Consider the following 24,763-nt stretch of genomic DNA (forward strand, 5'->3'; position numbering starts at 1 on the left):
CCCAAATTGTACCGAATGATCGGTAAATGCAAGTACCTTTGTTCAATTTCAGTCTTTAGCGAGCTAATGCAAACAGCAGCGTTTAAATTTTTTACCGCTGCCGCAGGGGCAGGGGTCGTTGCGGCCGGTTTTTGGGTCGGCTTTGGGCTTGGTGTGATGGGGGCTGGTTGAGAGTTCCGGGGCGCGTTGTTGCAGCCAGTGGCGGTGCAGGGCGCGGGCGGCGGGTTCTATTTGGGTGACGGTTTGCTGGTGTTCGGCGGCTGTGAGGGTGTTCAATTGATCGATGTATTCCTCGCTGCCGTGCAGGGCGATGGCTTGCAGATGGGTAACCAGTTCTGCTGGCAGGCTGGGCCATTGGCCCAGGTCGACGGCGCGCATATAGCCGAAGCACCACTCCTCGGGGATGGTAACCGGGGCTTCGCCTTCTTTCTCAAAGAGGTTAAATAAGGCCTGGAATTCTTCCGGTGTTTCCACCAGCATCATGGCATTGCTGTTCATCAGGTGGAACAGCAGCGCCATAAAGCGCTGCATCTCTTCCTCGGACTCCCACTCCGGCTCGTTGCCGGGGCCGCCCCAGAGGGCGGAGAACCAGCGGCTGGGGGGAATCATTTCCGGGCCGGAGACCAGGGCGGTGAGAAAGCCGTCCAGCTCGCAGATATCCAGTATCGAGTCGTCGTTGCCGTACTTGTGTAGTACTTCGTCTATATAATCCAGATCGGCTTCACTGATGGGCGCATCGAGATCGACGGTTTCGCTAAATGTCATTGGGCATTCTCCACTTGGACCCGGCGCTTGCCGGTGAGCAGCTGCTGCATCAGGGCTTTTTTCTCCTGCTTTAGGCAGTCGAGTTTTTGTTGCAGAGTTTCGATTTCCCGATCGGCGTTTGCTAGAACAGATGCGATGGAATGTTGTTCCTCTAGTGGCGGTAAAGGAACGTGAATCGCACTAAATTCCTTCCAACGCAGGCTACCTCTACGATCTACAGATGCATTTGTTGCTGCACAGAATATTTGACGATAATGTTCAGTTTTTAGAATTGCGATAAGGTAGTCGCCATTCACCTTGGCCCTATCAATATCAAAGACAACATAGATTGGGCTGACAATTCCAAAATCGTACAATTTTTGAAGGCCGATAGAGCCCTCTTCAATATGATTGGACGGAAACCCAAAGCAATTCCGAGGAATGATTCGGTATCCAGAGGTGTCATCACTATATACTTTTTTCTTAAAGTATTTTAAAGAGTCCACAAAGCCCGTATGCTTTGAGCAAGATAAAACTGGATAGTTGTAATTTTTGTTGTTTTTTTCCGAGAGTTGAATAGCAATCTCTTTTATGGCTGGGTAGTTCCAGTCTTCAGGTATTTCGCCATATCGAGTCTTCTTGAAAGAAATCGTATTGCTTTTTAGGCGCTTTTTGCCGGTCAGCAATTGCTGCATCAGGGCCTTTTTCTGCTGGTGGCTGTTGGCGAGCAGTTTTTCGCTGGTGTCGATGGCCTTATCCCAGGTGGATAGGATTTGGGCGATCTTGTCTTCCTCTTGCCTTGATGAGGCTATTACTAGTGGAAGCTCATTAAGGATTTGGGTATTCATATTGGGCATGGTTTGCCCAACAGAATTTTTTTCAAGCCATTTTTTTACCGCTTCTTTTTGTAAAAAATAGGATAAAAAAGCTGGCGAGTGATTTTCGCTCGGCCTTGCTTTTAAACAGCCTGTTCCGCAGATCGAACCTTCTGATAACTTATCAATAAGTGCAAATTTTGTAACATCGCCTCTACGACTAAATAAGAGGTCTCCTTTTCTTAGAAGATGTTTTTGCAGAGCCGCAGCTTTTGAGTTCGATATTTTTGCAGCACTTTCTATGTTCGCTCGGCACTCGGTGAGATCCTTAGGCATTAATACCGGAACTCCCGAATTTAAGTACTCATGAGAGTGTAATTGGCTTCCAAATGGACCTGTTTGTAAATTTCCGCTACAAACCTCACCGAGATTGGTGATCTTCCACCCCTTAGGCACCATAACCCAACTCCTGCAAATACTGCTCCATTTCCCCTTCCAGCTCGCTTAATTGAGCCTTAAGCTGCTGTCGCTCGGCGCGCACGGCCAGCAGGTCGATCTCTTCCTCCTCTTCAAAGGTATCCACATAGCGGGGGATATTCAGGTTGTAGTCGTTATCCTGAATTTCCTTGAGGCTGGCCACATAGGCGTATTTGTCCAGATCGGTGCCCTGGCGGTAGGTGGCCACTACCTTGTCGATATTGTCCTGGGTAAGCAGGTTCTGGTTTTTGCCCGCTTTAAATTCCCGCGAGGCGTCGATAAACATCACGCTGTCGTCCTGCTTGTCGCGGGCGAAGATCAGGATGGCGGCGGGGATGCCGGTGCCGTAGAAGAGTTTTTCCGGCAGGCCGATCACCGCGTCGAGCAGGTTCTCCTCGATCAGCTGCTTGCGGATCTTGCCCTCAGCAGAGCCCCGGAACAGCACGCCGTGGGGCACCACCACGCCCATGCGCCCGCTCTTGGGATTGAGGGTTTCGATCATATGCAGGATAAAGGCGTAGTCCCCTTTGGTTTTCGGCGGTACACCGCGATGAAAGCGGCCGAAGGGGTCGTTGCCGGCTTCGTCGTGGCCCCATTTGTCCAGGGAGAAGGGCGGGTTGGCGGTGACGATATCGAACAGGTCCAGGTGGCCGTTTTTGTCCAGGAGCTTGGGGTTGCGAATGGTATCGCCCCATTCGATTTTGTGGTTGTCCTCGCCGTGCAGGAACATATTCATCTTGGCCAGGGACCAGGTGGAGCCGATAGCTTCCTGGCCGTAGAGCTCGTACTGCTTGCTGTCGTGGTGTTCCCGCACCTTGCGCCCGCACTTCATCAGCAGGGAGGCGGAGCCGCAGGTAGGATCGCAGATGCGGTCGCCGGGGCGGGGGTCGAGCAGTTCGGCGATCAGCTCGGATACTTCCGGTGGGGTGTAGAACTCGCCGGCCTTCTGGCCGCCGCTGGCGGCGAAGTTCTTGATCAGGTATTCGTAGCCGTTGCCGATCACATCCAGGTTACCCACGCGGCTGGGGCGCAGGTTCAGCTCGGTTTTGGCGAAGTCTTCCAACAGGTGGCGCAAGATGGTGTTCTTCTGCTTTTCCTCGCCCAGCTTATCGGTATTGAAGGAGATATCCTGGAACACGCTCTTGCCGGCGTCCTTGAGCTTGGTGCCGTTGGCCTCTTCGATGGCGTGCAGGGCCTGATCGATACGCTCGCCATTGCCGGGCTCGTGGCGGTGCTCGTACAGGGTGTAGAAGCTGGCACTCTGCGGCAGTACAAAGCGCTCGCTCTTCATCATCTCTTCGATCAGCTCCGGCTCGTTGCCGTAGGTTTCCACATACTCCTCGTAGTGGTCCTGCCACACATCGGAGATGTACTTGAGGAACAGCATGGTGAGGATAAAGTCTTTGTAGGTATCGGCGCTGATGGTGCCGCGAAAGGTGTCGCAGGCATTCCACAGGGCCTTGTTGATGCTGTCCTGGCTGATCTGTTCGGCGGCGCTATTGCTGCTCATGGGGTGCTTCTTGTCCTTTGTGTACTGCTGGGGCGCTGGCTGGGGCCCAGTCGAATTCGGTTTGTGCTGGCATTGCTACAGGTGTTGTCTCGGGCGTTGTTACCCGGTTTTACGCTGCTATCTGTTTGGGTGGCTCGCTGGTCGGGCCCGATCTGGAAGCGGTTGCCCGATGGTGCGAGAGCTTCCCAGATGAGACCGGGCCAAACCCGGGTTGCGCTAAATGTTGGGGATGGTGATTCAGCTGCCGGGTGGCGTCAAGGGTTGGGGACCGCTTGTTTCTTTAGGGGAATCGGGTTGGTTGTTTATTGTTCAGTGATAAGTGAGGACAATTAGTGATATGCAATCTGGTTTGGAGGGGCTGACCTGTCTGGTTGCCCCTTTTTAGAGTGAGGGATTTGTAACTGCTACTGGTGCGCTATTCAATCTCAGCAGCTATCAATAGATAGCTGCTGTCGAAGAGTTCAAACCTGTCAGAACTGAACTGTTCGCTTTAATTGGTTTCGGTAGATTCAACAATGATTGAGATAGGCATCCAGCCCAGATAATTGTGGGCATTTTCATAGTGGTCCATGCCAACTTCCCAGGTGCGCGTAATAACACCATTAGAGCTGTTGGTGGATTTCCATATAACTCGGACGTAACCGCGAGAGGTCGCATCGGACTGTTCGGGCAAGCGTTCTTGGCAATTAATCCATTGGGGCAATTCTAAGTTGGGTACACCTTTGGCAGAGGGTGACAGATCTTGGCTCAATGGGAGTCTCCAGTTCGAATTTTTAAGAAATATATCAGTTTTTCTGCCTTTTTCTAGATTGTTTTTTTTAGGCGTCCCTATTTTTCATTTTTAAAATTTATTCGGGTATCACTTTTAGATTTATTCGCCGGTTTATGGTAGTTGTTTTTTACTGTCAGTTTGAAAAAGTACATTGTGTGTAACCATTTTTTGTTCGGTCTTTGGGGTTAGGCTTGATCAAACTAAAGTCGATGCCTTTGATATTTAAGTTGTATTGAATTTTCAGCTCGATGATAGGCTTGTTTTTATTAAAGGAGAGTGTTTATGCAGAAAAACTTGGGTGCAGCAGTTTTGGGTTTTGTATTCTTCTTTGCTGCAATAAATTACGCTAACTCTGAAGATAAAAAAGTGGGAGAGGTAAGCGTTCTCACTAGTCCTTTCGACTACTGTGCAGTGGTGGTAAATGATGACAACCCAGTTCAGCGCTTTGCCGGACAAGCTATGCCAGAGGAAATCGTTGATGGTATCAGAAGAGCGGCCAATCTCGGTGCAGGGGCACCCGAAGATTGGATCGCGAGGGGGACCTATTGGCGATGTATGGATGGAAGTGTCTATGCCTGCTTTGTTGGGGCTAATCTCCCCTGTGATGAGAAAGCTGACACCAGTCGGGAGCCGAGTGGTGCCATGCTTTCCTATTGCAAAGATAATCAAAGTTCCGGGACCGTTCCTGCGGTAGTGGCTGGCCGTGCCTCTATGTATGAATGGCGCTGTAGGCCGGGTGCCCCGGAAATTATCGGGCAGATTTCTAAGCCCGATGCCCGGGGTTTTTTGTCTAATTATTGGTACCGGTTAGATAGGCCTGTTTCTGTTGAGTAGGGAAAGCCTATAATCAGAAGGCTTTCTCTTCCCGCCTATCTATAAGTTATCCCTGTCCTTCCATCTTTTCATTGTCCATACGCTTGGCGAGTTTGTGGCCTTCGTCCGACTGCCCGATTTTCCAGTAGCTGGAGATATAAATATGGGTTTTGGGGATTACTCTTTCCTGCTTAAAGAATTGCCGTAGGCTGCGCATGCTGTCGAATTCACAGGCGGCCCATACGGAGGCCTGTCCATCGAGCCAGGTTAGTGCCTGTAATTTTTCCAGGAGTTTCTCGCCGGATGGAGCCGGATTGATAATCCATTGGATTTGCAGGTTCTCTGGGTGTTCCAGCTCCTGAATATCAGCTTCACTGGAGACCTCAATTAATGCGTACCCCTTTGCATCCTTGGGTAGCTCCGCAAGGTTTACGCTGATGGCTGGCAGTGCAGTCATGTCCCCCAATAGTAAAAACCAGTCTGCTTCGGGATTGGTCATTTTTTTGGGGCCGGGGCCTCGGGTTAAAATCGTATCGCCAGGCTGTGTTTTAAGTGCCCAGCTTAGAGCGGGCCCTTCGTGTTCATGCAGGGCGAAGTCGATATCAATTTCAGTTTCACGCTGGTGTCTGATGGTATAGCTTCGCAATAGCGGACGCTCGCTTCCAGCTTGTGGAAACAGAAATTTGATATAGGCGCTTTCCTGGTTGGGGGCGAGAGTTTTTAGATCATCGCCACCGAGGGTGATGCGCAGCATATTTTCAGTAATTTGTGTCCTGCGAATAACGACCAATTCTCTAGTAACTTTCTCGGCCATAGGGTTTAGCTCCTTTCGTCAGGGGTGGAGTGCTCTTTCATATTGGCGACCATAACGCTGGCAATGCGGGCGAAGTTTTCTAGCTCTTCAGTACTCAAGTTGCGAGTCATTTGCCTGGCCACTTCAGCTTCTTGTCCGCTCACTTTTTCCAGCGTGCTTATTCCGTCTGTAGTTAGTGTCAAAAACTGGCTGCGCCGATCATTGGGGTTGTCGGTCTTTTCGATTAGCCCTGAGTGCACCAGGTCGTTTAGCACTCGTGTTACTTGGGCTTTGTCCAAATTCATCCGCTGGGCAATTGACCGGGCAGTACTCAAAGGAAATTTGAAGACACCTTTGAGTACCCGTATATGGCTCACCGGCAAGCCAATTTTCTGCTCCTGTATACCAGCTCGCAAACGCCGTTTGTAGGCGTGAATAAGCTGGTGGAGGGATTCATTGATTGCGGTATCTTTCATGGCGCCATGCTAACTGGTTGATAGTGTCAACTTTATTGATGTTGGTTGACTCTGTCAACTAAACATAGATGGAGAGAGGCTGGATTGGTGGTCTGTGGAGGATAATTTGGTTGAGGGCGCAGGGAGGCAGGGAAGGGGGTATCCCCTTCCCGTGAGCTTAATTAGGTGCTACCAAGTTAAGCTGATATCGGTTCCATCAAACTTTACATCTGAATCGTACACATACTTCAAGGTGCCTTTCCAGAAGGAGCCGTGCCATTCCCAGTCGGCATCGTAACTGACCTCATTGAGTACTTTCTGTCTAAAAGCATCAAAGCTGCCGTAGCGCTCTTCACTTCCCATGATGACGACCCAGGTCTGCTCGTTCCAATCGCAGGTCACAGTGTTGGAGTCACCATTGCCACAGGGGTAGCGGACGGCTACGTATCCATCATCTTCCTTACCAAACTTCCAGTTACCGCTGCGGGACTCCTCCTCGAACTCTTCGGGCCACTGTAGTGCGACATCGGAGCCGCCGGAGTGAAACAGTTCTATCTCCGGGTAGGGGTTGTATTGGATCACGGCGACATTGTTTACCTGCTTTATTTTCGGCAGGTGGTCATTTTGCATGGTGCTATTGCCGTCGCCGACTTTTGCCCAGATAGACTGGGAACCGGTGGTGGCTATCCAGGGGGTTTGTTGGTAGCCCTGGCGGCCTCCCCAATAATTCTGGATGGAGTGCATCATGACTCCGCCATCTTTGTACATGGAGAAGTTGGCCGAGGAGAGGACAGAGCTGCGGCTGAATACAGCCCCCGCCTTGGCGGCCGCAGGGGCGGCTGCTTCTGATAGTCCCAGGAACTGGTCAAATGCTTTGAGCCCCTCATATCCTTCGAGTTGGTATTTGCTGGCGAACCAGGCGGTATCCGCTGCGACATCGGGGTGGAAGTAGGCTCCCTGGCTCCAATAGAAGGGTACGCGCTCTTCCCGGGGAAAGTCTGCATAGATCTCGTTTCTGGCATCTCCCAGCGAATGACCGACTGAATAATTTATGTTGAGATCTTTACCGAAATACTCGAAAACCTCATCGGTGATTTCCAAACCTGATGTGGCGAGCATTACGCCGGCGGGGCTGGGGGTGCGTACTGACTCTTTGCCCAGGCCTGTCAGGAGGTAGATAATCCGGTTGATATTCCCTCCGGACCCATTGCGGCGGTAGCCGTCATTACTGCGCCCGGCTGCGGCGAAGTTGATCCCCTGGTCGTTGGTCACCAATAAAATATCTTGCAGCAAGCGATGAGCAGCGCCGATTGCAAGTTCACGGATCTCCTCATCTTCTGCAAAGTCTACAAGGTTTAGCAGTGCCGAGAGGGTATAGGGGTAGTAAACAGGGGAGTAAAACTCATAGTAGCCATATTGGTTCTTCACTTCCAGATAACGCTTTAGGCGCTTATAAGTTCTGTCGTCCTCAAATGCCCCATATTTCTCCTGGAGGAGATATTGGGCAGAGGTGTACATGATCATATGGTTTTCTGAAGCAAAGACATGGTCACCCGTCCCGCCTTCTTTAAACCAGAAGTGATAGCCGTCGAGTGCGGCAAAGAGTTCGTCTTTGATTTCGGGGCGGAAGAATAAGATGCGGATTAGGCGGGTGAGAGTGAAGTCAGAATTTTTCTTGCCGCCGTTGCGGAGTACATCCAGGTTCTTATTTAGCGCATCCCAGTTGAGATCATCACCGGTGTATGCCTGAAGTACGACGGCAGTATCGTTGGTAGAGGTGACTCCTTCCTCAATATATTGCAGCTGCCTGTCAATATAGGCGCTCTCATCAAAGGACTGGGCTTGAGACGTCGCTGACGAAATCGCCAATCCTAATAAAATCGGGTACAGCACTCCTGCTGATGGTACTTTCATAAGTACTAGTTCCTATTTGGTTTTAATTGATTTATAAAATAAATACAAGCGTACCACTTATCTATTACATAAATTTGGCGCTTGAGAAGCTAGTTATTTTCTTTCGGGATTAGTTGCAAAAACGATCAGCGGATATTGCTGGTTCTCAAATTGAAAATATTTTTTAAGTAGTCATTTTTGAGAAGTAGGGGGCTAGTGCTTTATCTAATTTTTCTGGCGTTTCCGCTGTGTCTAATTGGTACGCAGGCGTACTCAAGATAAATCTGGTTTAGGTTCTGTATTATTGGGTAGGTAAAGTAGAAAAGTTACTCTGTCATCTCGGGTGGGGTTGTGATTCGTACGCGAGGTTATTTTCCATTGAGTGACGATGGTTCTTCTATATTGTGGTGTGATTCGCGAGTAAATATTGCAGTGGTCCTACAGCTCTAGGAGAGGGAGATGAAAAACCTACTGATATTCTTCGCAGCCGGAAGCCTCGGTGCTTTGGCAAACAGTATTGCGGTGTGGCTATTTGGCCAGTTGGGGATTAATGCCGCTTTTGGCGTATCAATTGCCCCTCCTCTATCTCCTGAGTGGCTTTATCCTCGTATTGTTTGGGGTGGCTTATGGGGACTGCTATTTATTCTTCCGTTCTGGTCATCGAAGTTACTTTTAAAAGGAGCTCTTCTTAGTTTGTTTCCCTCTGCATTTCAATTGTTTGTGGTTTTCCCTGTGATGGCGGGGAAGGGTGTTGCCGGATTTGAGTTGGGAGTCTTAACACCAGTCCTGGTATTGTTTTTCAATTGGATTTGGGGTGTTGTTACTGCCCTAACTATTAAGGCTGCTCGGTAATAGGGTGTTAACTTTGTGGTGGTAGGCTTGGCTCTATAGAAATGTTGGCCGCTGTTACTTCAGGGGCAGTTCGACCTCGCTATATCGCTTTTCTCCTGCAAACTATCGATCTTATGTCAAGGTTGTACGTTACTCATGTAATCTATCTATTTCGTATCAAAGTTATTCGAATGGGGAAGTTGAACGTGGGAAAAACGGCAAAAATCTGTAGCCTTATCTGCTCTATGATAATTCTTTTGATGGGCTTTATTACAACTTCACAAGCAGCTGAGACTAAGCGGATACTAATCGTTGCTTCTAATCTTCAGGATATGGGTGATCCGGAGAAACACGATGCAAGAAATAATTTGTGGGAGTACGCTCCGCCTTACCATATTTTTGTTTCCCATGGGTATAACGTGGACTTTGTTTCGCCAAAGGGTGGGGTGGTCCCGTTTATGATGGATCCACTGGGGATTAGTAGTTACACCATCAAACATGAAGGTTTTTTAGAGCGGGCAAATAGTTCACTAAAGCCTGAGCAAGTAGTTATAGAGAATTATGCAGCTGTTTATATCGGTGGAGGCTATGGTACCTTATTTGATGTGGCATCTAATCGTGAGCTGCTAAGGAGCCTCTGAATAACTCCGTAATGCCTCTGCGGGTCTTGAAGGCTGCAGATGTTAGGCGCAGCTCGCCGCGAATGGCCGTAGCCCTTTGCAAGAGCTGCAACGCAGCAGCTGTGGCCTTCAAGGCCCGCCCTTCGGGGCTTGCAGAGCGATTCACACTCCGCGTTGCGACTTCTTGAAAGGTCTAGACATTCCTGCGAAGCCGCGCCTTGATTGTGAACCGCTCTGCATGCCAGAGGTATCACGGAGTTATTCAGAGGCTCCCTAATATTATGGGTGAGATTTACCAGAAAGGGGGAGTTGTGGGCAGCTGTGGCCATGGGGCAGGTGCGTTTGCAGATGTGAAACTGAAAGATGGCCATTATATGGTAAAGGGCAAGAAGGTTGCCGGTTTCCCGAACTCTACAGAAAAAGAGAAGTCTTGGGCTAAGCAGGGCACTTTATTACCGTTCTTGGTAGAGGAACGCCTTCGAGAGAATGGAGCCATTATTATTAATAAGGATAATGTTGCAGATAAGCATGATGTCATATCCGATCAGCGTATAGTTTCTACAATGTTTTTACCTTCTTCTGCGCTGGTTGCAAAAGAAATGCTGGGTTTAATCGAGAGCAACTAAATTGCTCCAGTACTTTATTGTGTATTTGCTCTATCGTTAGGCAGTCATTCTGCGGGTCAAGCTCTAACGAGTTTGGCCTTAATGCGACCAATCTCAATTCGCTAGTTTCAATGTGCTATAGGGGGGTATACCAACTCGGGATCGCTCTATCGCCCTGTAGCTTAATCTTGTCTCTGCATATTTATCTGCCATTCTTTCTAAAGGGAACTGAAATCGGCGGCAGTGAATATGCGTCCATTTATTGTATTAATAATATCGGTAACTTTGGGGAAGCTGGCCTATGTGTTTAGCCCCTCTCTGGGGAACAATGTAATAGTGGCCTTATTGGCCCTATTGGGTGTGGTTCCCTATTTGTTAATGCCGATCAGATCCGAGTTTTTCAGGGCGCAAATTCTTCAATGGGCTAAACAGAATAATATTGGCGTTTTGAGACTCGAGAGTAGGGGGTTTTCCAAAGGACGATTGTTTTGGCGTGTATCTGATGCGCAAAGTGTCTTCTGTGTTACCTCAAGAGAAGTCACTTACTGGGTGGCCTGCGGCTCATGGCTGCTGGGTTCTTATAGTCGGAAGCTAATCATATATAAAGAGGTTGGGGGTACCTTGGATTTGATTGCAGCATTTGACGGAGATAGTTGCCAAACTGAGTGATTTTGATCGGTGGTTACTGTACTAGAGGGTTTGATTTGATAGCAGCAATGTGAATATAAATGTATTTTTGCTTGCGATTCATTATAAGAAGCAACCTATCTCGACAATTCTGTAAAGGATTCCCAGGCTGACGAGCAGAAAATTGCTGATCTGAAGCAGGATACTAAGAATTTACAGGCAGATATCAAATCCCTGACTGCCGGCATCGTTACGCTGGATATTGTCGATGCCACTGCTATCTCTCTGGGCACGGTTGCTTCTATCGTAGCTTTTCCTAGGGGCTTGTTGAAATGGTTTGTGATGGGGCCGGTGGCCACTACAAAAATTGTTGCCGATTAAAAGCGTATTTAGGATCAACAGGCAGAGATGGACCTGATCACTACTGATGTATCCACTCTACAAATACTGTCTCAGAGCTTTGGGCAGCTAGTAGAAGAAACCCGGCAAGTTGAAGATAAGTTACAGGCCGTATTACAAGAGTGGCAAAGAATTGAAAGTGATGTTTCCGATGCGATAAGCGATATTCAAATTGCAATCTCTGATGAAGAGGGGGCGAACTATACAGCAGTTATCAATGATCTCAACGAAGGGGTGGCCGAGTGGAATGATGCCTATTCCCAAGCGGGCAGCCTGTTTATTGAACTCAACGTGAACAGTGCGGATTTGAAAATTGGAATGAGTTCAGAGCAGGTTAAATCTGCTTTTGCTGGTGGAAGTACTGTTGGTGTGATTCAGTATTATAATAATCTCTGAGAATGTACTTGCAGCTTAGCTTTGAAGGCTTATTCCTGTGGAATAAGCCTTTTTAATTGCGCGGCAGCTAAATTGACTTCCCAAACTAAGTGTTTGGGAGTGCCAAGGTTTTTATTCCTCGTAACGAATGTCAGTAATATAAAAAGCCTGCCACTTTTCCCCCTGCCGGATATCCACTTCATCATCGAGCTTGCGCCCTAATAAGGCACGGGCAACGGGGGAGTCCATAGATATCAAGCCTGCTTTTACATCGAATTCATCGGGTCCTACAATGCGGTAGCAAACGCTCTCTCCCTCATCATCTTCAAGCGTTACCCAGGCTCCAAAAAAGACCTTTTCCTTATCGTCCGGTATTCGATCTACAACAGTAATCTCTTCCAGGCGCTTGGTGAGAAAGCGCACGCGGCTGTCGATTTCCCGCAGTCTTTTTTTACCGTAGATATAGTCTGCGTTTTCCGAGCGATCTCCCAGCTTGGCGGCGTCGCTAACCGCCTGGGTTACCCGGGGGCGTTCCTCCTCCCAGAGGTGCTTAACTTCGGCGCGCATACGCTGCGCGCCCTCTGCGGTGATGTAGCGGGAGCCGCGTGGACGCGGCGGTCTCCATCTTCCCATAGTACTTTTTTAATCTCTTTCTAATACAATATTATTTAATTATAGGTTTTCGATGGTAATTCCCGGGCCGGGTTCCGCGAGAGGGAAATTAAATATGCGGCTGTAGAATTCAAGCTCTCCCTCCAGAGCCAACTTGATACTGTCGCCACTGCGGAAGCCATGCCCCTCATTTGCAAATGTAATATAAGACACCGGAATACCGCGTTCCCTCAGGGCATCCACCATGGTTTCGGCTTGGTTGGGTGGTACTACCTTGTCCTCCATGCCCTGGAAGAAAATCACGGGGCAATTCAACTTTTCGACATCGTTAATGGGGGAGCGCTGAAGGTAGATTTTTTCTGCGGAAGGCCAGGGTCCTACCAGTTTATCCAGGTAGCGGGACTCAAACTTGTGGGTGTCTTTGGCGAGGCTGCTCAACTCCCCAATTCCATAATGGCTGGCACCCGCTTTAAAGGTATCGTGGTAGGTCAACGCCGCCAGGACTGTGTAACCGCCGGCACTACCACCTTTGATCAGCAGGCGATTGGGGTCGGCGAGCCCATCTTCTACCAGGTATTCTGCGCCGGCGCAGACATCTTCCACGTCGTAGATGCCCCACTTATCGGCGAGGCGGTCCCGATACTTGCGGCCATAGCCGGTACTGCCGGAGTAGTTAACGTCCAGAATGGCGAATCCCCGGCTTGTCCAGTATTGAACTTTCAGGCTGAGGCCTGCTGATGTAGCGCCGGTGGGGCCCCCATGACTAAATACAATTAGCGGTGGCTTATCGCCACTAGGTGCTTGGAAGTTGGGGTTGTGGGGTGGGTAATAAAACCCGTGTACCGCGCGATTATCCACTTGGAAAGTGACGGCTTGAGCGATGGAGAACAAATCGGTTGGCAGCGAGCTGCTATTGCTACTGGCAATCTGTTCCGTTTTACCCGTCTTTTGGTTAAAGCTAATAACAGCGGGAAAGCTCTCTGCACCTGCGGCAATCATCACCCCGTTGCCATTTTCACAGTGCAGGCTTTCGATATCACAATAAGGCTGGGGAAGAGTTTGATGCTCTCCGCTTTTTATGTCGACCTTTCCAAGGTGCCAAGTGCCATTCTGGGTGTAGGTACAGAGGATTTCCGTGGGGCTAATAAAGCCGTAAGTGGACATTCCAAATACCCACTGTGGTGTGGCGAATTCTGCTTCTTTTTCCCACAAGGGTTCGCTTTGTCCCAGCCTATATAGGTTCCACCAGTTGTTGCGATCAGAGACATAGCAGAGTTCGCCCTCAGGAGACCACTGGGGCTGAAAGACGGATTCATTCTCACCGCCGGCTACTTGGGTGACTTCACCGATATCCCCCACCTGATCGAGTTTGGCGATACAGAGCTCTGTCGCGTCCCAGGGGAGGTTAGGGTGGTGCCAGCGCAGAAAAGCCAGTTGATCACCGGCCGGATTCAGGGTTGGGTTCGAATAAAAGTCTGCGCCTTCTTGAAGGATTATCGGTGGGTTAGCCAGTGGGTTGTTTAGGTCTACCGCGATAATGCGCGCACGGGGTTCCTCGCCCTGCTGGTGGCCACTGGTATCTTCCTCGACACAAATTAATCGATTTCTCAGGGGATCGATAATCAGATCGGCGTAGCGGGAGCTATTTTCTGCGGTGATTGCTTCGGGGATCGCATTGTCGAGCTTCATGCGATAAATGCGCTGATCTTCTGCCAGTACGAAATAGGCGGTGTCACCGTAAACAAGATAACTGCCGCCTCCATATTCATGGGCTTTGGTGCGTACGGCGATAGGGGCGGGGGTGAGATCTCTGCGCCCATTTTTTGGACAATACTGCACCAGTACATTCCTGCCTTTTTCAGACGGGCGGGACTCCAGCCAGTAATAGCGGCCATCTACTAAATTGGCTTCTGCCAGGCGAACGCTGCCCTCCACGAGAAGTTCTGCGTTGATTGCAGATTTCCAGCTGCCGTAAGGGGCGATGGTTGGAGTGATAGTCTCGCTCATGAGGTACTTACTTCCTTATTGGGTTTTTCGCATTCTGCCGAGATGAATCCGGGGAAACAAGGTGCCTTGGCGGGGGCCCTATGATAGTCTCGTATAACCAAGCAAGCGCTTGGTGCTGTATTTTGTCGATGCACTATCCAGAATCAGCTCTTCCACTCGCTCTGGTCCTTTTACGATCAGTTGGTGTTGTAGGAGCGACGCGCACACGCTGGATAGCCCTGTAAACAGCGGCCTTAACAAAGATAATTCAGGAGAGCCAGCGATGTCTGATGAAGTGGTGATTACTTGCGCCCTAACCGGAGTGCTTACCAACCCCCAGCAGCACCCGGTCCCGGTAACCCCCAAGGAAATGGCGGAATCCGCCCGTGAAGCCTACGATGCGGGGGCTTCTGTTATGCATGTTCATTTCCGCGCGCAAGAGGAAAATAAAGGCCATTTACCCACCTGGGACCCGCAAATAGCCTTGGAAATTGCCGATGCAATTCGCGATAAATGCCCTGGCGTTATTCTAAATTTTTCAACTGGCACTATCGGACGGGATCAGCAAGGTCCCTTGAGTTGTGTGCGTGCCGGTAAGCCGGAAATTGCCGCCTGTAATGCGGGAAGCCTGAACTATTTAAAGGCGCGATCCAACGGCACCTGGGCTTGGCCACCCATGGTATTTGATAACCCGGTCGATAAGGTAGAGGAGCTGTTGGCAGTTTGTCGGGAGACCGGTACCCGCCCGGAATTTGAGTGCTTTGATATCGGTATCGTTCGCTCTGTGGGCATGTATGCGGATGTAGGGATGGTGGATAAGCCCAACTACAACCTGGTGATGGGAGTGGCTTCAGGTATGCCTGCCGATCCCGATTTGCTGGAAATTATTCCAAAATATATGAAGCCCGGCAGCTTATGGCAGAGCACAGTGATCGGCCGTGAGGAAATCTGGCCGGTGCATCGCAAGACTGCAGAATTGGGCGGCCATTTGCGCACAGGAGTTGAAGATACCTTTTACTTGCCGGGAGGAGAGCGAACTTCAGGGAATGGTCAATTGATTGAGGCTCTTGCGGCTGTAGCTGAAGAGACTGGGCGAAAGGTGGTGTCACCGAGTCGGGCGCGGGAGATTTTCTGCTAAAAGCAGCATGCGCCAATGATTGCGTCCGGCCCCTTGCTGCGGAATTACTTTCCGAGGCTGTAGACTGTCAGCTATTACTTTTCTTCCTTTTGGGCCGCATCAGAATACTGATGCGGCTCTGTTATATGGAGCCGATGGGCTCTGTTTTTCCAGCATTAACTCCAAGGTGACTAGTAGATTGGCCTGCTAGTCTTAGAGCCAAATAACAGATTTGTTTAATAACGATAAGTTGTCCTGGGAGTGGTCAATGCAAGGGTTTCTGGATCATTTCACTACCCTGATCGAGTGGGCAAACCTGCTTGCCTGGGGTGGCGTCGGTGGCATCTGGTGGCTTGGAATCTTGATTTTAGGATTGCTGCCGGCGGGGCTCTACTTTTCTATTCGCACTCGCTTTATACAATTTCGTCACTTTGGTCATATGGTCAAAGTCATGATTCGTGGCATCCATAAGGAAAATGAAAATTCAGTAACCGCATTTCAGGCATTTGCCACTAGCGCAGCTGCGAGAATCGGCACCGGGAATATTGCTGGTGTGGCTGTGGCTATAACCGCTGGCGGGCCCGGAGCGGTGTTTTGGATGTGGCTGGTGGCCTTGCTGGGGATGGCTACCAGTTTGGTGGAGAATACTCTCGCGCAAACTTACAAAGAGCGCGGCGATGTTCCCGGGGCGTTTCGCGGCGGGCCTGCCTATTACATTGAAAAGGGGCTGGGACCACAGTGGAAATGGCTGTCCCTGACTTTTTCAGTTTTTCTCATGATTTGTTACGGATTTACCTTTAATGCTGTGCAGTCAAATACGATGGCTGCCGCATTGTATGGAGCTTGGGGTGTAAGCCCTTTATGGGTGGGTTTTTTTATTGCGCTCTTTGCCGGGATTATTGTTTTTGGCGGTATTCGTTCAATTGCGCGCTTTGCCGGTATTGTTGTCCCTTTTATGGCAATTGGTTACTTGTTGGTGGCTTTCTATGTTTTGGTCGCCAATATTGCTGAATTGCCCGGGGTGCTGTTGGAAATTCTGGCAAATGCCTTTGGGTTTCAGGAAGCTGGGGCGGGGGCCTTTGGTGCGGCGGTGGCCAATGGAATCAAGCGGGGCCTGTTTTCCAATGAAGCTGGACTTGGCTCCTCGCCCAATGTCGCTGCTGCTGCAGATGTAAAACACCCAATGGTGCAGGGATACGTGCAAATGGCATCGGTATTTCTCGATACCATTATTATCTGCACTTCCACGGCAGCAATTATCTTGGTGGCAGATGTCTTTATGGTCGGTAATTTGGAAGGGGTTGAGTTAGTTCAAGACGCGCTGGCGAGCGAGGTGGGTACCTGGGGGAGTAGTTTTATTGCTACTGCATTGGTGTTTTTTGCCTTTACATCAATTATCGGTAACTACTATTACGGCGAAACCAATATTTATTATCTCTACCACACTCGAACATCCATCTTATGTTATCGGCTATTGTTTTTGATGTTCGTACTTTTTGGGGCTTGGGTGGCAGATACGGGAAGTGCAGAAAATTTTGTCTTTCTTTGGCGTATGGCCGATGTCTCGATGGGTTTTATGGCATCGGCAAACCTTATAGCTATCTTACTTTTGTCTGGTGTGGCCTTTAAGGTAATGGCAGATTACGAGAGCCAGTTGTCTTCCGGGGTGCGTGAGCCGGTGTTCAATGGAAGTAAATTTAAAATAAAAGGCATTGAGCACGATGTTTGGGGTTGATACCAGTTTGAGGTTGATACCAAGAGTGCTCAATGCCATCCAGTTACAAGCTGGGCTTGTGCATCGCCAGATAGAAAATAGCGACTACTTGCAGGAAGGCAAGTACACAGGCAGTGATTCTAATTGGCTTGGAGAAGTTGGGGCGCAAAGCAAAGATGCCAGCAATAATGTAGCCAAATACCAGGGTTACTTTCGCAGCTAGCCAGGGCGATGTGCCCGGGTTCCAGCTGCCGAGAACCACCAGTCCGGCAGCCGCAGCTAACAGCAAGGTGTCGTTGAGGTGTGGCACCCAGCGTAGGGGGCCATTTCGCCAGCCCGTGTTGTGGCTGAACTCCAACCCCACTCTGATGGTAAACAGCAGGATACTGAGCGCTGCGGCGGTCATGTGGACGTGTTTTATAAGGGCATAATCAATCATGGTTATGATCTGGCTGTATGTTGACCAAGGTGTTCTGTGTGCCTTCCATGCAAAGGGAAGGTGTGATTCTAGCCGCCAAAGCATAACGACATGCTGCGGTCGGATGCAATATGCAAAGCGGGGAAGGCAAGAAACCTGCTGCTAGCGATATCTCATAAGTTAATACTGCTAGCAGTAGGTACACAGATCATATCTGTCAGTTTGCTTTGGTGGGCCGGCCTCAGGTTTTGGTGCTGGCGGGGCCCATATGCGCGAGATTAGTTCAGGTTTCTGATCTGGCCATACTTCATCCGTTGCGCTACGCCATGTTCAGCCCGAATCATATTTTCGTTAATGGCTAGCGGGTCAGTAGGTACATTACCGTCATCGTCACTGAGCCCGACAGTGGCGATCTCCTCACGCAATTCCATGGAGCCACCTACCCAAATCCAGCCGCTAGTTCTGGTTGAGATCAGGTTGTTGCGGTTTGGGATAGTTATATTGTTATAAACAATATTTAGACCGCCATTGGCAATGCGGGCCATCGTTAAGGGAGCATTTTGCTGGCGGAGCACTCTACCCATGGGAGCCTGGCGTTCATCGGCCAGGAAAGTGGAATTTGCACTGCCCGACAGGTATCGCCCGCGATTACAGCGGTCAGCGTGGACCAATTCATGGGCCAGGGTGATATAGCTTGGGCAATTCCCCATTGCTACGGTGCCGTTGTTGGCCAGGTTGGCGGTTTGCAGGGCTGTATTGTTCCACATTACAACGCCGCTGGAGCCGCTGCTCATCACTTTGGCCATAAAGCCTCTGTCCGGGCTTACTAGTGGGAGGTAGCTCTTAAAGCCGCTCCATACCTGATCCATCAGCCACTGGTCGGGACGAAATCCGAGAGCGTGGTGCTCAGTAATTCTGGTGTCGTGGCGGCTGGTAATTAGTCGGCGTAGCAGAGTGGTGCTGTTTGCCCTCAAGCCAGCTGCAGTCAAAATACCAACCCCCTCTGTAATTCGCAGCACATGTCGCCCCCCGGTTCGGTATCGCTCCTGTGTATAGGTAAGTGCGGTACCGACACCGCCGACAAGAGTATTCAGGGCAGCCCTTACTTGTGTGATAAACGTGATATTACTGGAGTCAATGCAGAGTCCCATTGTTATTCTCCTGTCCTGCTCGCAATACGAATTATCGTGGCTGAGAAAAGCTGTGACTTTTTGAAGTTTCTTAAATGGAAATTAATACGTAAGCAGCATAAAGCTAAAGGTATTAATCGATATGATTTTGATAATAGTGTTCTGTACTTGCCTAGAATTTCTGAACTGAAAAGTTCTCTTTGGTCAGGTTGTATGTTTTGTAAGCGAGGCAGGATGAATTCCTGGAAAATTAAATTTTTTTTTGTAATTTTTTTGAAATACATCTTGTAACTATCTAAATGATTATTTTAGGGATGCCTCTACGACTCTACTCCCAACTGGTACGTTTTGCTATATATTTTATTTTCCATGATGATTATTTTAATAAATTTAAATAATTGCCTGTTGAGCAGTGTTGGAGAGCGCTATTTGGCAACTTACTACTGGGGTGGAAGGAAAGAATACACCGCACTCGAGACACGCTGTGAATACATCCCTGTAAGCTCCTAATCGGCATCCATGCCTCATAGGGTCCCAAGCGCGGTGTATTCTTTCCTTCTCCCTTTTTAGTATGTGCTTGTCTGCTTTTGGGTACTGCGAAATGCTAAGTTTGGCTTGCATTGTGTGTTTTCTTGGTTCTGATTGGGCCTCAAGGGATGTAGCTGTAAAGTATTAAGGAAAGTATTTGGGGGAGAGATGTGGGATTAACCATTAAATTAGTGCTGGTGTTAGTTGTTGTTGCGGGTTTGATTCTGGTATATGCAACTGTTTCCTATAGCAAATATAAATGGGTAGCGGTTGAGTATCCCGTTGATGTTACAAAAAAGGGAAGACGTGAATTTAACTTCCGATCGCAATTAAGTGTGCCTTACGAGCTGGAGTTGCAGATAGAAAGGGTGCTTGATTTTCGCGAGCAAAATTGTCGGTTGGGTATTCAATTTCTTGATAAGGAAAAGTGTAAAGATTATTCTGAAACGCTGGCTATCGATTGGGCAATTTTAGAGGAGGGGGTCGAGGTTGCAGTGGGTAAGAGCGGTGACAAGGTCTCAGGATTTTGGGGGTCAACAATGGGAAAAACACTGCATGTATTCGAAACAATAAAGGGCAAGAATTATACCATTCTAGCTTCTGTGATAGAGCCAGACCCTGCACTTGCAGCTACTGACCCGGTGCTTAAGGTGGTAATTGATCGGGTAGAGCACAAGAGTGCCGTTATTTACTCCGGTCTGCTTAATTTAACTTCTTATCTGCTTATTGTTATCGCTGCTGCAATTTGCTTCATTGGATTTATTTGCAAGAGGCTGACTTGAAATTGCTAGCTTGAACCAAACATATATAGATCCAAATGGCGATTTGTAAATGGGTTTGATTTATCAGGAGGAATCTAAATGGCCCCACTGTTAATAAGCGTCAAACTCTAGTGCTCATGGTACATTTTGTACAGAGTGAAGGTCGTTGTTCATAATCAATCGGAAAAAGGATACGGCGATATGTTAAAGGCGGAATATCAAGAGCGCGGACCAGTGCCGCAGGATGTTATTGAGGCGGTGTCCTTTGATACCCCTGAACTTCAAGAGGGGCAGGTGTTGCTGGAGATGCTGGCAGCTCCAATTAACCCTTCAGATGTTCTGACCCTGACGGGCGATTATGGGATGTTGCCTCCTCTTCCTGCGGTTGGAGGCAATGAAGGTGTTGCTAAGGTCGTCAAACATGGACCTAATGTTACCACGCCAGCCATTGGCCAGGTCGTTCTCCTGCCGGTAGGAAGCGGCACCTGGGCCACACATATGGTGGCCAATGCCCAGGGGCTGATTCCGCTCCCGAATAATGTAGACCCTCTACAGCTTTCCATGATAACGATTAATCCGCCAACAGCTTACTTGCTGTTGAGCGAATTTGTAGATCTCAAGGAGGGGGATTGGGTTATTCAGAATGCCGCAAATTCCGGTGTGGGGTCTTATCTGACAACCCTGGCCAAGTTGCGGGGCCTGAAAGTGATCAATGTTGTCCGCCGTGAGTCTTTGATTGAGCCGATGAAGGCCGCAGGCGCTGATGTGGTTCTCGTAGATGGTGAGCACCTGGGTAAGCGAGTGGCTGAGGCTACTGGTGGTGCTGAGATCAAGCTAGGCATTGATGCTGTTGGTGGAATGGCAACTGCTCGTATGGGCGAAGCTCTGTCAAATGGCGCAACCTTAGTGAATTATGGCGCGCTTAGTGGGGAACCCTGCGTTATCGCACCGGGGATGATCATCTTTAAAGATATCACCGTGCGCGGGTTCTGGCTGGCCAAATGGTTCGGCTCGGCATCCCCAGAGCGGCAACAGGAAGTTTTTGGCACTATCACAAAGCTTGTAGCGGAAGGTAAGTTATCTGCACCAGTTCATGGCACATACCCTCTGTCTGAAATTAAAGAAGCGGTACGAATAGCTGCGGCAGGCGGGCGTGACGGCAAAGTACTGGTTGTTAGTGAAAGCCTGACTAGCTGATTGCTCGCGCATTTATTTTTCTAGCGGAAGTGTCACCCAAATAGGCGACACTTCTGCAGATCGCTTCGTCATTCGTACGGAGCGTTACTTCCCAAATGCTACCCTTGATGTCAGTCCTGACATTTCGTCTAAGTTTGTTTGTTGCGATAGTTTTCAGCAAAAGCATTCGTTCGCAAAAATGAACACAAATACATTCTGCTTGAATAATACTTTGATCTCTAGTTCATCCGCCGGAGGCTGCTACCAGATAATGGAAGAGGGTTCCAGTGCTTGTCTTGTATTGTCTCAAGAGGTGCCAAAGTACCTGGGGGATGAGTATCGATCATGGCATCAGAAACTGGTGGATGTTGCGCTAGATTGTGATGGGCTGCTCGAGGTGAATTTGTTAGAGCCCGTTTCTAATATCCAAAATGAGTGGGTTCAAATATTTCAATTTGATACGGTTGCTCACCTTGAAACGTTTCTTGGAAATAACTTACTTAAAGACCTAATTGCTTTTTTAGAGAAGAAATTCTCGGTTGAAGTAGTATCTCAAGTTATCGCTGGTGCAGATCAACTAACAGTGCCCGTAACGATTGTGATATCCAAAAAAGTGAAGCCTGAATTTTTTCGCGAATATATGCAGTGGCAGAAAGAGATTGATAAAGCACTTAAAAAATATCCAGGCTTCTTGGGCGCTGGTCTAACTAAGCCAATAAAGGGTATTCAAGAGGAATGGGTTGCAATATTTCGATTTGACTCCAACAAGCATTTAGACAACTGGCTTAATTCTGATGAACATAAGCGATTGGTAAAACGTGGTGAAGGATTTTTTGAAGATGTAAAAATAAAGCGGATAGGGCATGGCTTTGAGGATTGGTTTTCTCGGGCTCGTGGCCGAGCTCAAGACACTGCGCCCTCGCAGTGGAAAATGGCCATGCTCATTTTATTGATGTTATATCCGATAGTTATGGTTATTACGATATGGTTGTTACCTTTGGTAGAGAGTTGGCCCTTTGCGACGACTAACTTCTTTATCAACTTATTAATTGTTGCGTCGCTTACTTGGGTGGCGATGCCGCTGATAACTAGAGCTTTTAATACTTGGTTATCTGACAAGTCAGGACAGCCAACAAAAATTAACACTATCGGAACCCTTATCATTATTGTTCTCTATGGAGTCTCGATAATATTTGTTGCTTGGCTGTCGAGCCTGAATTTAAAGTAGTCTTTCATGATGATCAAAAAAGAGCTGTTTATCTGTTTTTAGTTTTTTTCGGACGGAGTATTTTTAGTGGTCTAAGCTTGGCGGTTAACAGAAGGCACTAGGTGTCGAGCGAGTCAAAAGATAGATGGAGCACGTATAGTGAGCAACTTAAAGAATCGGTCTGAGAGTAAAGACTGGCCAGAATTACCCTACGCTGAGTCGGTAAATACGATTGCCACCCTGCATATGTGGATGCAGGTTATTGGCAAGATTCGCCTGGTACAAACTCCTTGGATCAATCACTCCTGGCATGTTCCTTTATATATTACCGCCAGAGGGCTGGAGACATCTCTTATCCCTTATGGAGGGCGGTCGTTTTCTATTAGCTTTGATTTCTATCATCACGTACTGAAGCTGTTGACCACTGAGGGGGGAGAATGGGTATTACCCTTGGAGTCCCGCACAGTATCTGATTTCTACTGGGAAGTAATGGCTGCACTCAAGCAGCTAGGTATACCGGTTGAGATTAACACCATGCCATCCGAAGTGGCGGATGCGATACCCTTTGAGAGGGATCAGGATAACTACGAGTATGATCCCGAATATGCTAGGCAGCTGTGGCAGGCGTTGGTGCAAATTCATCGGGTTTTCACTGAGTTTCGCAGTCGTTTTATTGGCAAGTGCAGTCCAATTCATTTTTTTTGGGGAAGTTTTGATTTAGCACTTACCCGTTTTTCTGGCAGGGAGGCGCCTCCGCACCCTGGAGGCGTTCCACACTTTCCCGATTGGGTGGCCAGGGAAGCCTACTCTCATGAAGTTAGCAGTGCCGGTTTTTGGCCTGGTGGCGGTGGTGTAGATGGTGCTTGCTTCTATTCATATACTTACCCAGAGCCCCAAGGATTTCCCGAAGCAAGGGTCGCGCCCGCCTCAGCTTACTATTCCAAAGATCTGGGTGAGTTCTTGCTGCCCTATGATGCGGTGAGAGCTTCACGCTCCCCTGATGAGGCGCTGTTTGATTTTTTGCAGAGTACTTATGAAGCCGCAGCCGATAAGGGAATGTGGGATAGGTCTGCCTTGGAGGAAAGTTTCCCCCCACAAGCCCGGTAGAATTTGTGGGGGCTTTGCTTACTCTCTGCTTTTAAGCTGCTCGATAAATGCATCAGATGCTTGTTCTATAAGCTGGAGAATATGTTGAAACCCTTCAATACCACCATAGTAAGGATCGGGCACTTCAGCTAAATCACTATCTTGCAACACTGATAAAAATAACCCTAGTTGGGCGCCTGATGAGTCAGGCTGCAAGGATTGCAATGCTTCCAGGTTATCTTTGTCCATCGCAAAGATATGATCGTATTTTGTAAAGTCGGTAGTGGCTACCTGGCGAGCGTAGCTATTTTCAAATGAATAGCCATTTTCTTCACCAATAGCCAAAGTTCGCGGATCTGGTCGCTTACCTGCGTGGTAGCTGATAATGCCCGCAGAGTCGACGGAAACAGGAATACCCGCCTGCTGTGCCTTGGTGCGGAAAACGGCTTCGGCTAAGGGAGAACGACAAATATTACCGAGGCAGACAAATAATATCGAGAGATCTGAATTGGCTGTCAAAATAGCTCCAAGATACTTCGGGTAAATTAAAGGGGGGTATTTTAATCAAAATATCGAATGTTTACACGCTGGCTATCAGGGGCAATAGAAAGCACAGCTTTAGTCTCAAGATAAAAGGGCTGATTTTCATTTGAAAAATAGTTGGGGTTAAGCTGCTTTTGTGTGAAAGAGACTGTATTTTCTGTAGCCCAGTAAGCTTGCTCTGGTCCCCAGTTTTCAGGCTTTAGCTCGTATAGTAAGTCCAAAGTATTTTCAGATAGCTTGTAAACCTGTAAGGCATTTTCATTAAAACCGGCATCCAGGTCTTGTTCGGCAACAAAAAGGTAGCCGCCTTGTGGAGACAGCAAAGGGTAGCCGGCAAGAGAATATTCATGGCCGTTTCTCAGGTCGAGCAAAATATAGGAATGTGCTTCCCAGAGCTGTTGATGAATCAGTAGCAGGTTATCAGTTATTTGCTCAATTGCAGAGTAGGCTATGTGTTCTGCGGGACTATTTGCGGGAAGGATGTCTGTGTACGTCAGTAATTTCCCGCTATTCAGGGCTATAGTCAGGTGCCCTGGTTGCGTCCGCTGGATATGGTTGATCTGAGCACTCAATCCACTTTCGATTGACCGTGCACAGTTTAGAGAATTGTGAATATCAAGGCATTCAAATTTATCTTCAAATACACTGAAATGCAGGCCCAGGCAATAATTGGGAACTACTGCTAAAGCTGACAAGGTAACGAATATCAGTGGATTTCTCAGCCCCAACTTAAACGAGAACTTCATCCTCATAAGT

General features: G+C 48.6%; 24 protein-coding genes. 11 read left to right on the forward strand and 13 right to left on the reverse strand.

Translation table 11 applies throughout. The annotated features are described in order from the left end of the window. Positions 1–63 precede the first annotated feature (63 nt). The 4 genes from ACYX4J_RS08060 to ACYX4J_RS08075 all read right to left on the reverse strand — a co-directional run bounded on the left by ACYX4J_RS08060 (position 64) and on the right by ACYX4J_RS08075 (position 4,297). Positions 64–765: a UPF0149 family protein gene (locus ACYX4J_RS08060; protein WP_476178310.1), complete on the reverse strand. Its 702-nt coding sequence runs from the start codon at positions 763–765 to the stop codon at positions 64–66. Next, a complete protein-coding gene (locus ACYX4J_RS08065) occupies positions 762–2,018 on the reverse strand; it encodes a restriction endonuclease subunit S (protein ID WP_476178311.1) in 1,257 nt (418 codons plus the stop codon). Before ACYX4J_RS08065 ends, ACYX4J_RS08060 begins: the two co-directional genes overlap by 4 nt. Further along, positions 2,008–3,546 carry a type I restriction-modification system subunit M gene (locus ACYX4J_RS08070; protein WP_476178312.1) on the reverse strand — a complete coding sequence of 513 codons (1,539 nt, stop codon included), beginning with the start codon at positions 3,544–3,546 and terminating at the stop codon, positions 2,008–2,010. The genes ACYX4J_RS08065 and ACYX4J_RS08070 overlap by 11 nt, the downstream gene beginning before the upstream one ends. A gap of 490 nt (positions 3,547–4,036) precedes the next feature. After that, positions 4,037–4,297: a hypothetical protein gene (locus ACYX4J_RS08075; protein WP_444907948.1), complete on the reverse strand. Its 261-nt coding sequence runs from the start codon at positions 4,295–4,297 to the stop codon at positions 4,037–4,039. A gap of 303 nt (positions 4,298–4,600) precedes the next feature. Here ACYX4J_RS08075 and ACYX4J_RS08080 point away from each other — a divergent pair, with 303 nt between their 5' ends. Next, positions 4,601–5,152 carry a hypothetical protein gene (locus tag ACYX4J_RS08080; RefSeq protein ID WP_476178313.1) on the forward strand — a complete coding sequence of 184 codons (552 nt, stop codon included), beginning with the start codon at positions 4,601–4,603 and terminating at the stop codon, positions 5,150–5,152. Between the two features lie 46 nt (positions 5,153–5,198). Here ACYX4J_RS08080 and ACYX4J_RS08085 read toward each other — a convergent pair whose 3' ends face one another. From ACYX4J_RS08085 to ACYX4J_RS08095, 3 genes are all read right to left on the reverse strand, one after another. Beyond that, positions 5,199–5,945, reverse strand: a complete 747-nt coding sequence (locus ACYX4J_RS08085) for a siderophore-interacting protein (protein ID WP_476178314.1) — start codon at positions 5,943–5,945, stop codon at positions 5,199–5,201. Positions 5,946–5,950: 5 nt separating this feature from the next. Next, on the reverse strand, positions 5,951–6,400 hold the full coding sequence (locus ACYX4J_RS08090; RefSeq protein ID WP_476178315.1) for a MarR family winged helix-turn-helix transcriptional regulator: 450 nt from the start codon (positions 6,398–6,400) through the stop codon (positions 5,951–5,953). 168 nt (positions 6,401–6,568) lie between these two features. Further along, positions 6,569–8,293, reverse strand: coding sequence for a hypothetical protein (locus ACYX4J_RS08095; RefSeq protein ID WP_476178316.1), 1,725 nt, complete (start codon positions 8,291–8,293; stop codon positions 6,569–6,571). A 438-nt stretch (positions 8,294–8,731) separates the two neighbouring features. Between ACYX4J_RS08095 and ACYX4J_RS08100 the strand changes: the two genes are divergently transcribed. The 4 genes from ACYX4J_RS08100 (at position 8,732) to ACYX4J_RS08115 (ending at position 11,750) form a co-directional block, all read left to right on the forward strand. After that, complete coding sequence (locus ACYX4J_RS08100) at positions 8,732–9,124, forward strand: hypothetical protein (RefSeq protein WP_445354504.1); 393 nt, start codon at positions 8,732–8,734, stop codon at positions 9,122–9,124. Positions 9,125–9,309: 185 nt separating this feature from the next. Continuing rightward, a complete protein-coding gene (locus ACYX4J_RS08105) occupies positions 9,310–9,744 on the forward strand; it encodes a type 1 glutamine amidotransferase family protein (protein WP_476178317.1) in 435 nt (144 codons plus the stop codon). Between the two features lie 260 nt (positions 9,745–10,004). After that, on the forward strand, positions 10,005–10,349 hold the full coding sequence (locus ACYX4J_RS08110) for a type 1 glutamine amidotransferase family protein (RefSeq protein WP_444897669.1): 345 nt from the start codon (positions 10,005–10,007) through the stop codon (positions 10,347–10,349). 1,014 nt (positions 10,350–11,363) lie between these two features. Then, positions 11,364–11,750 (forward strand): hypothetical protein, encoded by a 387-nt coding sequence (locus ACYX4J_RS08115; RefSeq protein ID WP_476178318.1) that lies wholly within the window; start codon positions 11,364–11,366, stop codon positions 11,748–11,750. 111 nt (positions 11,751–11,861) lie between these two features. Here the strand turns inward: ACYX4J_RS08115 and greB are convergent, their stop codons facing one another. Together greB and ACYX4J_RS08125 are read right to left on the reverse strand one after the other, a co-directional pair. Further along, positions 11,862–12,362 carry a transcription elongation factor GreB gene (gene greB, locus ACYX4J_RS08120; protein WP_444897666.1) on the reverse strand — a complete coding sequence of 167 codons (501 nt, stop codon included), beginning with the start codon at positions 12,360–12,362 and terminating at the stop codon, positions 11,862–11,864. Between the two features lie 39 nt (positions 12,363–12,401). Then, complete coding sequence (locus tag ACYX4J_RS08125; RefSeq protein ID WP_476178319.1) at positions 12,402–14,348, reverse strand: S9 family peptidase; 1,947 nt, start codon at positions 14,346–14,348, stop codon at positions 12,402–12,404. 262 nt (positions 14,349–14,610) lie between these two features. On the opposite strand from ACYX4J_RS08125, the gene ACYX4J_RS08130 reads away from it, so the two are divergent. Continuing rightward, positions 14,611–15,465, forward strand: a complete 855-nt coding sequence (locus ACYX4J_RS08130; protein ID WP_444913362.1) for a beta-keto acid cleavage family enzyme — start codon at positions 14,611–14,613, stop codon at positions 15,463–15,465. Positions 15,466–15,712: 247 nt separating this feature from the next. Continuing rightward, positions 15,713–17,179, forward strand: coding sequence for an alanine/glycine:cation symporter family protein (locus ACYX4J_RS08135; RefSeq protein ID WP_444959644.1), 1,467 nt, complete (start codon positions 15,713–15,715; stop codon positions 17,177–17,179). A 43-nt stretch (positions 17,180–17,222) separates the two neighbouring features. On the opposite strand, the gene ACYX4J_RS08140 is transcribed toward ACYX4J_RS08135, so the two are convergent. Together ACYX4J_RS08140 and ACYX4J_RS08145 are read right to left on the reverse strand one after the other, a co-directional pair. Then, the gene (locus ACYX4J_RS08140; protein WP_476178320.1) at positions 17,223–17,597 is read right to left on the reverse strand and encodes a SirB2 family protein; all 375 of its coding nucleotides are present in this window, start codon (positions 17,595–17,597) and stop codon (positions 17,223–17,225) included. Between the two features lie 257 nt (positions 17,598–17,854). Further along, positions 17,855–18,727, reverse strand: a complete 873-nt coding sequence (locus ACYX4J_RS08145; protein WP_413662402.1) for a M91 family zinc metallopeptidase — start codon at positions 18,725–18,727, stop codon at positions 17,855–17,857. A 677-nt stretch (positions 18,728–19,404) separates the two neighbouring features. On the opposite strand from ACYX4J_RS08145, the gene ACYX4J_RS08150 reads away from it, so the two are divergent. The 4 genes from ACYX4J_RS08150 to ACYX4J_RS08165 all read left to right on the forward strand — a co-directional run bounded on the left by ACYX4J_RS08150 (position 19,405) and on the right by ACYX4J_RS08165 (position 23,485). After that, positions 19,405–20,016, forward strand: coding sequence for a hypothetical protein (locus ACYX4J_RS08150; RefSeq protein ID WP_476178321.1), 612 nt, complete (start codon positions 19,405–19,407; stop codon positions 20,014–20,016). 180 nt (positions 20,017–20,196) lie between these two features. Then, complete coding sequence (locus tag ACYX4J_RS08155) at positions 20,197–21,192, forward strand: zinc-dependent alcohol dehydrogenase family protein (RefSeq protein ID WP_476178322.1); 996 nt, start codon at positions 20,197–20,199, stop codon at positions 21,190–21,192. A gap of 250 nt (positions 21,193–21,442) precedes the next feature. After that, the gene (locus ACYX4J_RS08160; protein WP_476178323.1) at positions 21,443–22,399 is read left to right on the forward strand and encodes an antibiotic biosynthesis monooxygenase; all 957 of its coding nucleotides are present in this window, start codon (positions 21,443–21,445) and stop codon (positions 22,397–22,399) included. A gap of 138 nt (positions 22,400–22,537) precedes the next feature. Then, on the forward strand, positions 22,538–23,485 hold the full coding sequence (locus ACYX4J_RS08165; RefSeq protein WP_413662398.1) for a DUF5996 family protein: 948 nt from the start codon (positions 22,538–22,540) through the stop codon (positions 23,483–23,485). An 18-nt stretch (positions 23,486–23,503) separates the two neighbouring features. Here ACYX4J_RS08165 and ACYX4J_RS08170 read toward each other — a convergent pair whose 3' ends face one another. After that, positions 23,504–23,983 (reverse strand): low molecular weight protein-tyrosine-phosphatase, encoded by a 480-nt coding sequence (locus ACYX4J_RS08170; RefSeq protein WP_476178324.1) that lies wholly within the window; start codon positions 23,981–23,983, stop codon positions 23,504–23,506. 41 nt (positions 23,984–24,024) lie between these two features. Beyond that, a complete protein-coding gene (locus tag ACYX4J_RS08175; protein ID WP_476178325.1) occupies positions 24,025–24,753 on the reverse strand; it encodes a hypothetical protein in 729 nt (242 codons plus the stop codon). Positions 24,754–24,763 lie beyond the last annotated feature (10 nt).

The sequence above is a fragment of the Microbulbifer sp. ABM4_008 genome (genome assembly GCF_056311705.1).